Below are 14,052 nucleotides of genomic sequence, written 5' to 3'. Positions count from 1 at the left end.
GCCACCCCTTTTTTCATGGGCGCGCGGCGTTTCAGCGCTGCGCGGTGTTCTGCTCGAAGCCGGCGAGGAGCTTCTTCGCATGGGCCACTTCGAGGGCTTCCATGGCGTTGATCGGCTTGATCGCCACGGCCTGCTTCAGTTGGGCGATGGCCTTCTCCCGCTCGTCGTCGCCGTATACGTAGGTGAGCGCGTTGGCGTACTCGTAGTGGCCGATCGGCAGGTCGTTGGCCTGGCGGAAGGAGCGGGCGAAGTACTGCTCCATCTTGTCGGCGCTGACCCCGTAGGTCATCTTGCCGACCAGCTTGCCGACCTTGCGGATCACTCCCGCCTCGTAGCCGCCGTAGAGCGCCAGGGCGAACGGCTGGTTGGGTTGCCTGGCCAGGAGAGCGTCCAGTTCCTTGGGTATTTCGCTGGTATAGCCGCGCTTGAGCACTACCGGTACCGATAGCTCCTCGGCCAGGCGCGCCTTGGCGTAGACGCTGCCGAACTGGGCGACGATATCGGCCTTGACCAGCGGGCCGGCCTGTTCGGTGTAGTCGATGACCTCTTCGAGCAGGCGCTGTTTCTCCGCCTGGTCGGGAGCCAGGAACATGGCGTAGAGCACCTGGGCGAACATCGCCGGTACCTGGCCGCCGACTCCCAGGGCCAGTCCCTGCTCCTTGGCCTTGGCGTAGTCGCCGCGGAACAGCAGGCGCCAGACATCCTGCAGTCGTGCCGCATATTGCGTGGCCTCTTCCGGCTTGCCGGTGAAGCCGGTGCCGGCCTTCACGGTCTTTTCCAGGGCATCCGGATGGGCGGTCGCCATGTTCACCACCCAATCGGCGTCCGGATAGGGATAGTCGCCGAAGCCGCGGGTCAGGCGCGGCCAGGCTTCCTTCAACTTGTCGCCTGGATAGTCATAGGCGCTCTGGTCGTAGGGGAAGGCTTTCCAGTTGTCGGCGGCCATAGCATTCATACCGAAGAGGGCCAGGAAGGCGAGCAGATAAAGGCGCATGGCAAAGGTCCGTTCTTGTCGTTGTTCGGAACGCCCGCGTCTGCGGCGGGCCTGCGGATTCATGAGAACCCGCGAAGGCCGACCTGGCTACCTATCCTAGGTTCTGTAGGGAAAGCGCCGGCGCCGATGCCGTTCGGGCAGGCCCGGCGATGTCCGGCTCAGCTTTCCTTCTGCATGAACTGGCGACGGTAATGGTGGGGAGAGAGTTCGGTGTGCTGGCGGAACAGGCGGGCGAAGAAGCTGGCGTCGTCGTAGCCGACCTCGTAGCTGATCGTCTTGATGCTCTTGCGCGTGCTCGAGAGCATGCCCTTGGCGGTCTCGATCCGCAGTCGCTGCAGATAGTGCAGCGGCTTGTCGCCGGTAGCGGCCTGGAAGCGCCGCATGAAGTTGCGGATGCTCATGCCGTGGTCGCGGGCGACGTCCTCGAAACGGAACTTGTCGGCGAAGTGGTCTTCCAGCCATTGCTGGATCTGCAGGATCGTCGGGTCATGGTGCAGCTTCTGTCCGCCGAAGCCGATGCGCCCTGGGGTGTAGCTGCGCTGTACTTCGTAGAGGGTATCCCGGGCCACCGCCTGGGCCACCGATCCGCCGCAGAAACGCTCGATCAGATAGATGTAGAGGTCGCAGGCGGAGGTGACGCCGCTGGCGCAGAACAGGTCGTCGGCATCGGTCAGGTGCTTCTCCTGATTGAGCAGCACGTTCGGGAAGCGTTCGGCGAATTCTCGATAGAAGCGCCAGTAGGTGGTCGCTTCCTTGCCATCCAGCAGACCTGCCTGGGCCAGCCAGAAGACCCCGGTCGCCTCACCGCAGAGGGCGGTTCCCTCGGCATGGCTGCGGCGCAACCAGGGAACGATTTGCGGATAGCGCCGTTCGAGCGCGTCGAAATCGCCCCAGAAGGCGGGCAGGACCACGATATCGCAGGCGGCGAGGGGACCGTCGACGGCGATGCTGTCGCCGCTGAAGCTGCGTACCGGCTGGCCGTCGGGGCTGAGGATGCGGGTGCGGAAGGCCGGCTGGAGACCGAGGCCCTGCTGCTTGCCGTGGCGCAGGCTGGCCATGTGGAAGAAGTCCTTGGCCTGCATCAGGGTCGAGGCGAAGACGCCGTCGATGGCGACGATGCCGACATGTTTCAGCACCGGAGCGGATTGAGCGCGCATGGATTTTTATCGTTGTTGTGAGTAAGGGAAAGCGGTCAAAAGGCGGCTGGATCGTCTTATTTTTTGGCGCAACTGTCCAGTGCGTCGGTCAGGGCATTTCCCTACAGTCGAAGACCTGCCGCGTGCAGCCAACCCGATCCCAGACCGTTTCCAGGTGACCACGATGATACCGAGAACCCTGTTCAGCTCCGACCACGAACTGTTTCGCGACAGCGTGCGCAAGTTCCTCGAACAGGAAGCCGTGCCTTTCCATCACCAATGGGAAAAGGATGGGCATGTCGACCGCGCGCTCTGGAACAAGGCCGGCGAGGCCGGAATGCTCTGTTCGCACCTGCCGGAAGAGTATGGCGGGATGGGCGCGGACTTCCTCTACAGCGCCGTGGTCATCGAAGAGATCGGTCGGGCCGGCCTGACCGGGATCGGTTTCTCCCTGCATTCGGACATCGCTGCACCCTACATCCTCCACTACGGCAGCGAGGCGCTGAAGCGCAAGTACCTGCCGAAGCTGGTATCCGGCGAGATGGTCGCGGCCATCGCCATGACCGAGCCGGGGGCCGGTTCCGACCTGCAAGGGGTGAAGACCACTGCGGTACTGGATGGCGACGAGTACGTCATCAATGGCTCGAAGACCTTCATCACCAACGGCTTCCTCGCCGACCTGGTGATCGTGGTGGCGAAGACCGATCCGAAGGCTGGCGCCAAGGGCATAAGCCTGTTCGTGGTCGAGGCGGGTACGCCGGGCTTCAGCAAGGGCAAGCGCCTGGAGAAGGTCGGGATGAAGGCCCAGGACACCTCCGAGCTGTTCTTCCAGGATGTGCGGATTCCCCGGGAGAACCTGCTCGGCAAGGACGGCCAGGGATTCATCTACCTGATGCAGGAGCTGCCGCAGGAGCGCCTGACCGTCGGTATCGGCGCGCTGGCGTCGGCCGAGGCGGCCCTGCAATGGACGCTCGACTACACTCGCGAGCGCAAGGCGTTCGGCAAGTCGGTGGCGGACTTCCAGAATACCCGCTTCAAGCTTGCCGAGATGGCTACCGAGATCCAGGTCGGCCGGGTCTTCGTCGATCGCTGTATGGAGCAGCATCTCCAGGGCAAGCTGGACGTACCCACCGCCGCCATGTGCAAGTACTGGACGACGGACCTGCAATGCGAGGTGCTCGACGAATGCGTGCAGTTGCACGGCGGCTACGGCTTCATGTGGGAATATCCGGTGGCGCGGGCCTGGGCCGATGCCCGGGTGCAGCGGATCTACGCCGGTACCAACGAGATCATGAAGGAGATCATCGCGCGGGCCCTGTGAGGCGCGCCTGGTCACCGGGAGGGGCGGACGACCGCATCGCGCGGTTGTCCGCCGAACCCGCGGCAGCGCCAGGCCCCTGGAGGCTCAGGGAGCCGGGTTCGGTTGCTCCCGGTGGATTGCATCGATACCGGCGAGCAATTCCTCGTCCAGCCTCAGGTCGACGCTGCCGAGATTGGTTTCCAGCTGTTCCAGCGAGGTGGCGCCGATGATGTTGCTGGTCACGAACGGCCGCGAGGTGACGTAGGCCAGTGCCATCTGCGCCGGTTCCATTCCATGTTCGCGGGCCAGCGCTACGTAGCGCGCGCAGGCCGCTTCCGCCTGCGGGTTGGTGTAGCGGGTGAAGCGGCTGTACAGACTGATGCGCGCGTTGGCCGGGCGGGCGCCGTCCGCGTACTTGCCGGAAAGCATGCCGAAGGCCATCGGCGAGTAGGCCAGCAGGCCGCACTGCTCGCGGATGGCGATTTCCGCCAGGCCCACCTCGAAGCTGCGGTTGAGCAGGTTGTAGGGGTTCTGGATCGATACCGCGCGCGGCCAGCCGCGCTCCTCGGCGAGCCTGAGGAAGGTCATGGTGCCCCAGGGCGTCTCGTTGGACAGGCCGATGTGGCGGATCTTGCCGGCGCGCACCTGCTCGTCGAGCACTTCCAGGGTTTCCTCCAGCGGTGTGAAGCTCTCTTCCTGGTGCTGGTAGCCGAGCTGGCCGAAGAAGTTGGTCCGCCGCTCCGGCCAGTGCAACTGGTAGAGGTCCAGCCAGTCTGTCTGCAGGCGCTCCAGGCTGGCATCGAGGGCGGCGACGATGTGCTGGCGGTTGAACTTGAGGTTGCCGTCGCGCACATGGCTGATGCCGTTGCCGGGGCCGGCGATCTTGCTGGCGAGGATCCAGTCGGCGCGGTCGCTGCTGCGGCGGAACCAGTTGCCGATGATGCGCTCGGTGCTGGCGTAGGTCTCGGCGCGGGGCGGCACCGGATACATTTCGGCGGTATCCATGAAATTGATCCCGGCGGCCTTGGCCCTGGCGATCTGGGCGAAGGCGTCCTGCTCGCTGTTCTGCTCGCCCCAGGTCATGGTGCCGAGGCAGAGGGCGCTGACTTTCAGATCGGTGCGGCCGAGCGGGCGATACTCCATGCGGGTGTCCTCGTGAAATTAAGTGGTTAATGCGGTTGTAAATTCTGGCGAAATCTGCATAATTCCGCAGCCTTTCATCGGTGGGGGATGCCAAGCCTGCCGATCGATGTATCTAGTCGTTACGGACGCACACCGACCCGAGCCCCAATTCGTGTCTGTTTTCGGCTGTCCTTGACTTGTCAAGGCAACCACTGTCCAGTAAGATTCGCCGTCTTATTTTCAGGCGGCCCCTGAGGCTATAACGAATGAAAACCTATACCGCGAAACCGGAAACTGTACAGCGCGACTGGTTCGTCGTCGACGCTGCCGGCCAGACCCTGGGTCGTCTGGCGACCGAAATTGCCCGCCGCCTGCGTGGCAAGCACAAGCCTGAGTACACTCCGCATGTTGACACCGGCGACTACATCGTCGTCATCAACGCCGAGCAGGTGCGTGTGACCGGTGCCAAGACCACCGACAAGATGTACTACCACCACTCCGGCTTCCCGGGCGGCATCAAGTCGATCAACTTCGAGAAGCTGATCGCCAAGGCCCCTGAGCGCGTCATCGAGACCGCTGTGAAAGGCATGCTGCCGAAGAACCCTCTGGGTCGCGATATGTATCGCAAGCTGAAGGTGTACAAGGGTGCCAGCCACCCGCACACCGCTCAGCAGCCCCAAGAACTGAAGATTTAACGGGATAGCTCATTATGTCGGCGACTCAAAATTACGGCACTGGCCGTCGTAAGACCGCTACCGCTCGCGTCTTCCTGCGTCCGGGCACTGGCAAGATTTCCATCAACAACCGTGGTCTCGATCAGTTCTTCGGTCGTGAAACCGCTCGCATGGTCGTGCGTCAGCCGCTCGAGCTGACCGAGACCGTCGAGAAGTTCGACATCTTCGTTACCGTCGTTGGCGGTGGCGTAAGCGGTCAGGCCGGTGCGATCCGTCACGGCATCACCCGTGCCCTGATCGAGTACGACGAAACCCTGCGTAGCTCGCTGCGCAAGGCCGGCTACGTGACTCGCGATGCCCGTGAAGTCGAGCGTAAGAAGGTCGGTCTGCGTAAAGCGCGTAAGCGTCCGCAGTACTCCAAGCGTTAATTCGACGCTTGCTGAAAAACGCCCACCTCTTCGGAGCTGGGCGTTTTTTTATGTCTACGCTTTAACTCTGCGGCAAGGTGTCGCATGGCCGAAGGGCGCGCCCTACAAGGGTTTCGGGCGTTTTGTGTCAGGCTATTACCTTGTCATCAAAGGGGGTTTTCTTTACCATTTGGCGAATTTTTTGCGCGGCTCGAATTTTTACTTAAAGGCCTGATTAGAACAGGTCTGAAGCTGATGGGAGACGACTGAATGAGTAATGACGGCGTGAATGCAGGCCGGCGTCGCTTCCTCGTCGCGGCCACCTCTGTGGTTGGCGCGGCGGGAGCGGTGGGTGCTGCGGTCCCGTTCGTAGGGTCATGGTTCCCCAGTGCCAAAGCCAAGGCTGCTGGCGCGCCGGTGCAGGTGAACGTGGGCAAGATCGATCCAGGTCAGCAGATCATCGCTGAATGGCGCGGCAAGCCTGTATTCATCGTGCACCGCACGAAGGAGATGCTGGACGCCCTGCCGAGCCTCGAAGGACAACTGGCCGACCCGGACTCCAAGGCCTCGGAGCAGCCGGAGTACGTCGATCCCAAGCTTCGCTCGATCAAGCCGGAACTGGCGGTGATCGTCGGCATCTGCACCCATCTGGGCTGCTCGCCGACCTTCCGTCCCGAAGTCGCCCCCGCCGACCTCGGTCCGGACTGGAAGGGCGGCTACTTCTGCCCTTGCCACGGCTCCCACTACGACCTCGCCGGTCGTGTCTACAAAGGCCAGCCAGCGCCGCTGAACCTGCCGATTCCGCCTTATACGTTCGATGCTGACGACGTCATCACCATCGGCGTGGACCAGGAGAAAGCCTGATGAACAAGTTCATGGCTTGGGTCGATGCGCGTTTTCCCGCGACCAAGATGTGGGAAGACCATCTGAGCAAGTACTACGCACCGAAGAACTTCAACTTCTGGTATTTCTTCGGTTCCCTGGCGCTGCTGGTGCTGGTCAACCAGATCCTCACCGGCATCTGGCTGACCATGAGCTTCACGCCGTCGGCCGAAGAGGCGTTCGCTTCCGTCGAATACATCATGCGCGATGTCGACTACGGCTGGATCATTCGCTACATGCACTCCACCGGTGCATCGGCGTTCTTCATCGTGGTCTACCTGCACATGTTCCGCGGCCTGCTCTACGGCTCCTATCAGAAGCCGCGCGAGCTGGTGTGGATCTTCGGCATGCTGATCTACCTGGCGCTGATGGCCGAGGCCTTCATGGGCTACCTGCTGCCTTGGGGTCAGATGTCCTACTGGGGCGCCCAGGTGATCATTTCCCTGTTCGGCGCGATTCCGGTGGTCGGCGAAGACCTGGCCCAGTGGATCCGCGGTGACTTCCTGATCTCCGGCATCACCCTGAACCGCTTCTTCGCCCTGCATGTGATCGCCCTGCCGATCGTCCTGCTCGGCCTGGTCGTGCTGCACATCCTGGCGCTGCACGAAGTCGGTTCGAACAACCCGGACGGCGTTGACATCAAGAAGAAGAAGGACGAGAACGGCGTACCGCTGGACGGCATCGCGTTCCATCCGTACTACACCGTGAAGGATATCGTCGGTGTGGTGGTGTTCCTGTTCATCTTCTGCACCGTGATCTTCTTCTTCCCGGAAATGGGCGGCTACTTCCTCGAGAAGCCCAACTTCGAGATGGCCAACCAGTTCAAGACCCCCGAGCACATCGCTCCGGTCTGGTACTTCACCCCGTTCTACGCGATCCTCCGCGCGGTTCCGGACAAGCTGATGGGTGTGGTGGCGATGGGTGCGGCGATCGCCGTGCTGTTCGTCCTGCCGTGGCTGGATCGCAGCCCGGTTCGCTCGATCCGCTACAAGGGCTGGCTGAGCAAGCTGTGGCTGGTGATCTTCGCGGTGTCCTTCGTGATCCTCGGCTACTACGGCGCCCAGGCTCCGAGCCCGCTGGGTACTACCCTGTCGCGCGTTTGCACCGTCCTGTATTTCGCCTTCTTCATCCTGATGCCGTTCTACACCCGGATGGAGAAGACCAAACCGGTTCCGGAAAGGGTGACTGGCTGATGAAAAAGCAATTCGCTGCACTGATTCTGGCGGTACTGCCAGTCCTGGGTTTCGCCGCTGGCGGCCATGGGCCGCAACTGGATCATGTCGATATCGACCTGACCGACAAGGCGGCCATGCAGGATGGCGCGCGTACCTTCGCCAACTACTGCATGGGCTGCCATAGCGCCAAGTTCCAGCGTTACGAGCGTGTCGCCACCGACCTGGGCATTCCTGCCGATCTGATGATGGAGAAGCTGGTGTTCACCGGCGCCAAGATCGGCGACCACATGGACATCGGCATGAAGCCGGCCGACGCCAAGACCTGGTTCGGCGCTGCTCCGCCGGACCTGACCCTGGTTGCCCGCGTACGCGGCACCGACTGGCTGTACAGCTACCTGCGCTCGTTCTACGAGGATCCCAAGCGTCCGTGGGGCGTGAACAACGTGATCTTCCCCAACGTCGGCATGCCGAACGTCCTGGCGCCCCTGCAGGGACGCCAGGTGATCGGCTGCAAGCAGGTACAGGTGGTCGAGGATGGCAAGAAGCAGTTCGATCCGTTGACCGGTACCCCGCTGACTCACGAAGCTTGTGACCAGTTGACCGTGGTGCCGAAGACCGGCGAACTGAACGAAGCTCAGTTCGACGAGAAGGTCAAGAACCTGGTGACCTTCCTGGCCTATTCGGCCAACCCGAACAAGCTGGCCTCCGAGCGTATCGGTACCTACGTCCTGCTCTACCTGGCCTTCTTCTTCGTATTCGCCTATCTCCTCAAGCGCGAGTACTGGAAGGACGTGCACTAACCCGCACGTTGGTCTTCGAAGCGCGCGCCCTACGGGGCGCGCGCGTCTTTTCACCTCCCACAAGTCGACCTGCGAGGAGGGCTCCATGGCTTCAATCAACAAGCTGACCTGCTATTCCGACCCTGCCGATCATTACTGCCATCGCATCCGCCTGGTCCTGGCCGAGAAGAACGTGGCGGTAGAGGTGATCGATATCGAGGCGGGCCGCTGTCCGCCGATGCTGGCGGAGGTCAACCCCTACGGCAGCGTACCGACCCTGGTCGATCGCGACCTGGCGCTGTACGAGCCGACGGTGGTCATGGAATACCTCGATGAACGCTATCCGCATCCGCCGCTGCTGCCCGATTATCCGGTGAAGCGTGCCAACAGCCGCCTGTTGATCCATCGTATCCAGCGGGACTGGTGTTCCCTGGTGGACCGGATCCTGGATGCGCGCAGCAAGGAGGCCGAGCGGGTCCAGGCGCGCAAGGAGTTGCGCGAGAGCCTGACCGGGGTTTCCCCGCTGTTCGCCGACAAGGCATATTTCCTCAGCGAGGATTTCAGCCTGGTGGATTGCTGCCTGTTGCCGATCCTCTGGCGTCTGCCGTTGCTGGGCATCGAGTTGCCGCGGCAGGCCAAGCCGTTGCTCGACTACATGGAGCGCGGATTCGCCCGGGAAAGCTTCCGGGCCAGCCTGTCTTCCGTTGAACGAGATATGCGTTAAGGAACATGAAGATGAATTCCAGCCGTCCCTATCTGGTCCGCGCGCTCTATGAATGGATCGTCGACAACGATTGCACGCCACATATCCTGGTGAACGCAGAGTTCGCCGGGGTAAAGGTGCCTCCGGGTTATGCCAGCGATGGGCAGATCGTGCTCAATGTCTCGCCCTCTGCCGTGCGGCATCTGCACATGGACAACGAGGCGGTCAGCTTCGAGGGGCGTTTCGGCGGCGTGGCGCAGAGCCTGTACATTCCAGCGCTGGCGGTAATGGCCATCTACGCCCGGGAAAACGGACAGGGCATGGTCTTCGATCTGGAGCAGCCGGGTCCGGTGGACGACGAGCCGGGCGATGACGATGGCGGACCGTCCGATGAGCCGCCGCGTCCCAGTGGCAGGCCATCCCTGAAGGTGGTCAAGTAAACGGCGAGCAATGAAAAAGGCGATCGAAGGATCGCCTTTTTTTCGTTCGCTGTTCTTCAGTTTATGTATTCGAACAGCTTGACGATCTTCTGCACCCCGTCGACGCCCTGGGCGACGCGGACAGCCTGGGCGGCTTCCTGCTGGTTGACCAGGCCCATCATGTAGACGATGCCGTTCTCGGTGACCACCTTGATCCGCGACGAGGGCACGTTGGGATCGCTGAGCATCTGGGTCTTCAGCTTGGTGGTGATCCAGGCGTCGTTGTTGCGGGCGAGCAGGGAGGAGGGCGAGGTCACCTGCAGTTCGTTATGCACGTTCTTGACCTTCTGCACCGTGCGCGCGGCCTGTTCGGCCTTGCTCTTGAGGTCAGCGCGCGGGGTCTGGCCGGCGATCAGCACGATGCCGTTGTAGCTGACCACGACGATGTGAGAGTCCTTGTCCAGGGCCGGATCGGCCTTGGCGATGTTCACCGCGGCCTTGGTCTCGATCAGCGAGTCGTCGATCTTGCTGCCGATGGTTCGGGTCCCGCGATCGTCGTCGATCGGTTTGTCCCGGGTGGCGCTGAGGAAACTGCTGCAGCCTCCCAGGGCCAGGCTCAGGGCCAGGGTGGCGGCGACGAAGGCGGTACGGCTCATTCTTCACTCCCGAACAGTTGGCGGTCGATCAGGTCGCAGAGGCAGTGGATGGCCAGCAGGTGGACTTCCTGGATGCGTGCGGTGATCTTGGAGGGAACGCGGATCTCCACGTCTTCCGGCAGCAGCAACGAAGCCATGCCGCCACCGTCACGGCCGGTCAGGGCGACCACCAGCATCTCGCGGTCGTGGGCAGCCTGGATGGCCTGGATCACGTTGGCCGAATTGCCGCTGGTGGAAATCGCCAGCAGGACGTCGCCCGGCTGGCCCAGGGCGCGGATCTGCTTGGAGAAGACTTCGTTGTAGCTGTAGTCGTTGGCGATCGAGGTGATGGTCGAGCTGTCGGTGGTCAGGGCCACGGCCGGCAGGCTCGGACGTTCGCGCTCGAAGCGGTTGAGCAGTTCGGAGGAGAAGTGCTGGGCATCGCCGGCCGAGCCGCCATTGCCGCAGGAGAGGATCTTGCCCTCGTTGAGCAGCGCATTGACCATCACCAGGCTGGCTTGCTCGATATAGGGAGGCAGTACTTCCAGCGCCTGCTGCTTGGTCTCGATGCTGGCCTGGAAGAGCTGGCGGATACGGTGTTGCATGTCCATCGGTAATGACCTTCGGTGGGGCGGCTGATCAGGCGTCGAATGCGTTCTGAATCCAGTCCAGTCGCGGTGGTGATTGTCCGTCGCTGGTATCGACGGTGACCACATCGAAGCGACAGGGGCGTTTGGCCCAGCGCGCCTCCTGTTGCAGAAAAAGTTCGGCGGAGAGAATCAGGCGCTGCCGCTTGCGCGCGTCGATGCTCTCCAGGGCTCCGCCCCAGGCGCGATGCCGGCGGGAGCGGACTTCGACGAATACTACTGTATCGCCGTCGAGCATGACCAGATCGAGCTCTCCGCGGCGACAGGTCCAATTCTTGCCAAGTGTGGCAAGGCCCTGTCGCCGTAGATGGGCGCAGGCCAGTTCCTCGGCCTGGCGCCCCTTGTCCCGGGAGCTTTCCCTATCGGTCAAAAGCTGCTGGTCCCCAGCGGCTGGACCTGGCCATTGCGGAACTCGGCCCATTGCAACTGGCGTTCGATACGTTGGGTCGGATTCAGGCTCAGGGTACCGGTCAGGCCGTCGATCTGCAGGCTCGGCACGGCCTTCAGTTCAGGCAGACGCGGAGCGAGGCGGTAGGCGTCGACGCCCATGGCGTAGAGGCGGCCCATGCTGCCGTTGGCCTGGGGCCATTGGGCGGCGACCTGCTGGCGGGTCGGGTCGCTGGGGTTGAGCAGCCACGGGGTCTCGCAGAAGCGGATGCCGTTGAGATCCTGGTCCTGGGTCGGGTTGTTGGTCCCGGTGTAGAGGTGCGAAGTGGCGTAGACCGGAAGGTCGCCGGCGTACTGGAAGGCCAGGGTCGGCTTGATCTGGCGGGCCTGCTGCGGGGTGGCGGCGAGGAACACGAAGTCGATGTCCTGGCGGCGCGACGGCTGGGTGGCGATCTGGCTGCCGAGGGCGCCCTGCAGGCGCTGGGCGCGGCCTTCGCTCTGGCGCAGTTGCAGCAGGTCGGCGATCTGTTGCGCCAGTTGTACCGGCTGGTCGACATGCTCGGCGGCGATCAGGCTGCCGCCCGCGGACTGCCAGCTCTGGCTGAAGGCGGCCAACACGCGGTCGCCCCATTCGCCGCGCGGCACCAGCGCCACGGCCCGGCGCATGCCGTCGCCCCAGGCCCGGCTGGCCACCGCGCGCGCTTCGTCCTCGGCGGCGAGGCCGAACTGGAACAGCTGCGCCGGGCCTTCCTGGCTGTTGTCGCTGTAGTTGAGTGCGAGGGTGGTGATCGGCAGTTGCTCGCGGCTAGCGAGTTGCTTGACCAGCGGCTTCTCCAGTGGACCGACGACCAGTTCGACGCCATCGGCCTGGGCCTGGCGGTAGAAGTCATCTAGCGAGCGCACCTGGGTACTGTCGTAGAGCTTGATCGAAGGAGGATTCTGGCCGGCCTGCTGGGCCTGGAAGTGGGCGGCGAGGAAGCCGTCCTGCAGGGCCCGGGCGACGTTGGCCAACTGCCCCTGCTGGGGTAGCAGGAGGGCGATGCGGGTCAGCGGCTGCTGGGACAGCGTCTTGAGTTTCTCCAGCGCCGCCGGCAAGTGCTTGGCCGCCGGGTGCTCGGGGTTCTGCTGTTGCCAGCTCTCGATGCTGGCCTGCTGTTGCTGCAGGGTCGGCGAGGTCTTGGTGATGCGTGCCAGGGTCAGCCAGCCGCTGAGGTCGCCTTCGTTGGCGCTCGGTTGCAACTGGTCGACCGGCAGGCTGCTGACCAGGGTCCAGATCTTTTCCTGGTTCTCGATCACCGCCGGGCCCTCGAGTAGCGGTGCGAAGTAGATGCGCTCCTTGGCTGCGGCAAGGACCTGGCCGTCGGCGGCGAGGGCCTGGGCCTTGGCGCGCTGGGTACGAACCTGCTGGGTCACCGGCAGTTCGCTGAGATGCTGCATGCTCGGATGCTGCAATGCCTGCAGGGCGGCCTTGGGCTTGCTGCGGGCGAGGGCCAGTTCGGCGTTCAGGGTGCTGGCGAAGACCTGCTGGGCCGGCTTCAGGCTTTCCAGCGGAATCTGTCCCAGGATGGCGGTGGACCTGGCGAGGTCCTTCTGCTGGTAGGCAAGGTCCGCTGCCGAGAGGCGCAGCAGCGCCGCTTCCTCGGGCTTGCTCTGGCTGGCCTGTTGCAACAACTGCTCGATGCTGGCATTCGGCGTACGGGGAAGTTCGCCCAGTCCGGAATTGGACGAGGTCGCGCAGGCGGTCAGCAGACCGGCCAGGATCAGAGCAGAAAGCGGACGCAGGCAAGCGATCATATAGGGCTTCTCATGGCGCATTCACGAAGAGTCGCCGATTGTACCGGAGGCCCGCCTCGGGTGCGATGGCGGCACCCTGAATCGCGATACAATGCCGCCTTTTCAGATAGCTCCCGAGGTATTTTCGTGTCAGCAGGCACTCTGTTCGTAGTGGCGACCCCGATCGGCAATCTCGACGACATCACCCCGCGCGCCCTGCGGGTGCTGCGGGAGGTGGCCCTGGTGGCTGCGGAGGATACCCGCCATTCGATCCGGCTGTTCCAGCACTTCGGCATCGAGACGCCATTGGCGGCCTGCCACGAGCACAACGAGCGCGAGGAGGGCGGGCGCTTCATCTCCCGGCTGCAGGGGGGGGAGGACGTCGCGCTGATCTCGGACGCCGGTACCCCGCTGATTTCCGATCCCGGCTTCCACCTGGTGCGCCAGGCACAGGCGCTGGGTATCCGGGTGGTCCCGGTGCCGGGCTCCTGCGCGCTGATCGCGGCGCTGTCGGCGGCGGGATTGCCGTCGGACCGGTTCATCTTCGAAGGTTTCCTGCCCGCCAAGGCTGCGGGACGACGCAGCCGCCTCCAGGCGGTACAGGAAGAGCCACGCACGCTGATTTTCTACGAGGCGCCCCATCGTCTGCTGGAAAGCCTGGCGGACATGCGCGACGTGTTCGGCGGGGAGCGCCGTGCGGTGCTGGCGCGGGAGCTGAGCAAGACCTTCGAGACCATTCGCAGCCTGCCGTTGGCCGAACTGCACGATTGGGTCGCGTCGGACAGCAACCAGCAGCGCGGCGAGTGCGTTGTGCTGGTGGCGGGGTGGCAGGCGCCGGAAGGCGAGGAGTCGATCGGTGCAGAGGCGCTCAGGGTGCTCGACCTGCTGCTTGCCGAGCTGCCGTTGAAGAAAGCCGCGGCGCTGGCGGCGGAAATCACCGGGGTGCGAAAAAACCTTTTGTATCAACAGGCTTTGCAGCGCCAAGGGAAGAGTTGAGCTTGTTCTTCGCGCCTGCTCCC

General features: G+C 63.4%; 16 protein-coding genes. 9 read left to right on the top strand and 7 right to left on the bottom strand.

The annotated features are described in order from the left end of the window. Positions 1–31: 31 nt before the first annotated feature. Complete coding sequence (locus tag ACM0M4_RS24945) at positions 32–994, bottom strand: hypothetical protein (RefSeq protein ID WP_003123298.1); 963 nt, start codon at positions 992–994, stop codon at positions 32–34. A 158-nt stretch (positions 995–1,152) separates the two neighbouring features. Continuing rightward, positions 1,153–2,052 carry a GlxA family transcriptional regulator gene (locus ACM0M4_RS24940; RefSeq protein ID WP_003120906.1) on the bottom strand — a complete coding sequence of 300 codons (900 nt, stop codon included), beginning with the start codon at positions 2,050–2,052 and terminating at the stop codon, positions 1,153–1,155. Positions 2,053–2,305: 253 nt separating this feature from the next. On the opposite strand from ACM0M4_RS24940, the gene ACM0M4_RS24935 reads away from it, so the two are divergent. Next, a complete protein-coding gene (locus tag ACM0M4_RS24935) occupies positions 2,306–3,451 on the top strand; it encodes an acyl-CoA dehydrogenase family protein (RefSeq protein WP_172655206.1) in 1,146 nt (381 codons plus the stop codon). A gap of 84 nt (positions 3,452–3,535) precedes the next feature. Here the strand turns inward: ACM0M4_RS24935 and ACM0M4_RS24930 are convergent, their stop codons facing one another. After that, on the bottom strand, positions 3,536–4,573 hold the full coding sequence (locus tag ACM0M4_RS24930) for an NADP(H)-dependent aldo-keto reductase (protein WP_003098813.1): 1,038 nt from the start codon (positions 4,571–4,573) through the stop codon (positions 3,536–3,538). A 245-nt stretch (positions 4,574–4,818) separates the two neighbouring features. On the opposite strand from ACM0M4_RS24930, the gene rplM reads away from it, so the two are divergent. From rplM to ACM0M4_RS24895, 7 genes are all read left to right on the top strand, one after another. After that, positions 4,819–5,247 (top strand): 50S ribosomal protein L13, encoded by a 429-nt coding sequence (gene rplM, locus ACM0M4_RS24925; RefSeq protein WP_003094164.1) that lies wholly within the window; start codon positions 4,819–4,821, stop codon positions 5,245–5,247. A gap of 14 nt (positions 5,248–5,261) precedes the next feature. Then, positions 5,262–5,654: a 30S ribosomal protein S9 gene (gene rpsI, locus ACM0M4_RS24920; RefSeq protein WP_003098810.1), complete on the top strand. Its 393-nt coding sequence runs from the start codon at positions 5,262–5,264 to the stop codon at positions 5,652–5,654. Between the two features lie 249 nt (positions 5,655–5,903). Then, positions 5,904–6,497 (top strand): ubiquinol-cytochrome c reductase iron-sulfur subunit, encoded by a 594-nt coding sequence (gene petA / locus ACM0M4_RS24915; protein WP_003100631.1) that lies wholly within the window; start codon positions 5,904–5,906, stop codon positions 6,495–6,497. Next, positions 6,497–7,708 (top strand): cytochrome b, encoded by a 1,212-nt coding sequence (locus ACM0M4_RS24910; RefSeq protein WP_003094159.1) that lies wholly within the window; start codon positions 6,497–6,499, stop codon positions 7,706–7,708. The genes petA and ACM0M4_RS24910 overlap by 1 nt, the downstream gene beginning before the upstream one ends. Continuing rightward, on the top strand, positions 7,708–8,490 hold the full coding sequence (locus tag ACM0M4_RS24905) for a cytochrome c1 (protein WP_003094157.1): 783 nt from the start codon (positions 7,708–7,710) through the stop codon (positions 8,488–8,490). Before ACM0M4_RS24910 ends, ACM0M4_RS24905 begins: the two co-directional genes overlap by 1 nt. A gap of 85 nt (positions 8,491–8,575) precedes the next feature. Next, positions 8,576–9,193: a glutathione S-transferase N-terminal domain-containing protein gene (locus tag ACM0M4_RS24900; RefSeq protein WP_003094155.1), complete on the top strand. Its 618-nt coding sequence runs from the start codon at positions 8,576–8,578 to the stop codon at positions 9,191–9,193. Between the two features lie 11 nt (positions 9,194–9,204). Continuing rightward, on the top strand, positions 9,205–9,612 hold the full coding sequence (locus ACM0M4_RS24895; protein WP_003094153.1) for a ClpXP protease specificity-enhancing factor: 408 nt from the start codon (positions 9,205–9,207) through the stop codon (positions 9,610–9,612). A gap of 56 nt (positions 9,613–9,668) precedes the next feature. Here the strand turns inward: ACM0M4_RS24895 and ACM0M4_RS24890 are convergent, their stop codons facing one another. The 4 genes from ACM0M4_RS24890 to ACM0M4_RS24875 are packed head-to-tail and all read right to left on the bottom strand — an operon-like array spanning position 9,669 to position 13,054. Further along, entirely contained in the window at positions 9,669–10,247 is a 579-nt protein-coding gene (locus ACM0M4_RS24890; protein ID WP_003094151.1) for a BON domain-containing protein, read from the bottom strand. Next, positions 10,244–10,837, bottom strand: coding sequence for a phosphoheptose isomerase (locus ACM0M4_RS24885; protein WP_003094149.1), 594 nt, complete (start codon positions 10,835–10,837; stop codon positions 10,244–10,246). Before ACM0M4_RS24885 ends, ACM0M4_RS24890 begins: the two co-directional genes overlap by 4 nt. Before the next feature lie 28 nt (positions 10,838–10,865). Continuing rightward, complete coding sequence (locus ACM0M4_RS24880; RefSeq protein ID WP_003110149.1) at positions 10,866–11,243, bottom strand: YraN family protein; 378 nt, start codon at positions 11,241–11,243, stop codon at positions 10,866–10,868. Continuing rightward, positions 11,240–13,054, bottom strand: coding sequence for a penicillin-binding protein activator (locus ACM0M4_RS24875; RefSeq protein WP_003103096.1), 1,815 nt, complete (start codon positions 13,052–13,054; stop codon positions 11,240–11,242). The genes ACM0M4_RS24880 and ACM0M4_RS24875 overlap by 4 nt, the downstream gene beginning before the upstream one ends. A gap of 126 nt (positions 13,055–13,180) precedes the next feature. On the opposite strand from ACM0M4_RS24875, the gene rsmI reads away from it, so the two are divergent. Further along, positions 13,181–14,029, top strand: coding sequence for a 16S rRNA (cytidine(1402)-2'-O)-methyltransferase (rsmI, locus tag ACM0M4_RS24870; RefSeq protein ID WP_003134739.1), 849 nt, complete (start codon positions 13,181–13,183; stop codon positions 14,027–14,029). Positions 14,030–14,052 lie beyond the last annotated feature (23 nt).

The sequence above is a fragment of the Pseudomonas sp. 18-147 genome (assembly GCF_051048045.1).
Classification (GTDB): domain Bacteria; phylum Pseudomonadota; class Gammaproteobacteria; order Pseudomonadales; family Pseudomonadaceae; genus Pseudomonas; species Pseudomonas aeruginosa.
Note: the sequence above shows the minus strand (reverse complement) of the source record. Positions and strands in the feature narration are given on the sequence as shown.

Coding starts and splice junctions, on each gene's coding strand:
- ACM0M4_RS24945 (WP_003123298.1), bottom strand. CDS start 994: ATGCGCCTTTATCTGCTCGCCTTCCTGGCCCTCTTCGGTATGAATGCT.
- ACM0M4_RS24940 (WP_003120906.1), bottom strand. CDS start 2,052: ATGGCCAGCCTGCGCCACGGCAAGCAGCAGGGCCTCGGTCTCCAGCCG.
- ACM0M4_RS24930 (WP_003098813.1), bottom strand. CDS start 4,573: ATGGAGTATCGCCCGCTCGGCCGCACCGATCTGAAAGTCAGCGCCCTC.
- rplM (WP_003094164.1), top strand. CDS start 4,819: ATGAAAACCTATACCGCGAAACCGGAAACTGTACAGCGCGACTGGTTC.
- rpsI (WP_003098810.1), top strand. CDS start 5,262: ATGTCGGCGACTCAAAATTACGGCACTGGCCGTCGTAAGACCGCTACC.
- petA (WP_003100631.1), top strand. CDS start 5,904: ATGAGTAATGACGGCGTGAATGCAGGCCGGCGTCGCTTCCTCGTCGCG.
- ACM0M4_RS24910 (WP_003094159.1), top strand. CDS start 6,497: ATGAACAAGTTCATGGCTTGGGTCGATGCGCGTTTTCCCGCGACCAAG.
- ACM0M4_RS24905 (WP_003094157.1), top strand. CDS start 7,708: ATGAAAAAGCAATTCGCTGCACTGATTCTGGCGGTACTGCCAGTCCTG.
- ACM0M4_RS24900 (WP_003094155.1), top strand. CDS start 8,576: ATGGCTTCAATCAACAAGCTGACCTGCTATTCCGACCCTGCCGATCAT.
- ACM0M4_RS24895 (WP_003094153.1), top strand. CDS start 9,205: ATGAATTCCAGCCGTCCCTATCTGGTCCGCGCGCTCTATGAATGGATC.
- ACM0M4_RS24890 (WP_003094151.1), bottom strand. CDS start 10,247: ATGAGCCGTACCGCCTTCGTCGCCGCCACCCTGGCCCTGAGCCTGGCC.
- ACM0M4_RS24885 (WP_003094149.1), bottom strand. CDS start 10,837: ATGGACATGCAACACCGTATCCGCCAGCTCTTCCAGGCCAGCATCGAG.
- ACM0M4_RS24875 (WP_003103096.1), bottom strand. CDS start 13,054: ATGATCGCTTGCCTGCGTCCGCTTTCTGCTCTGATCCTGGCCGGTCTG.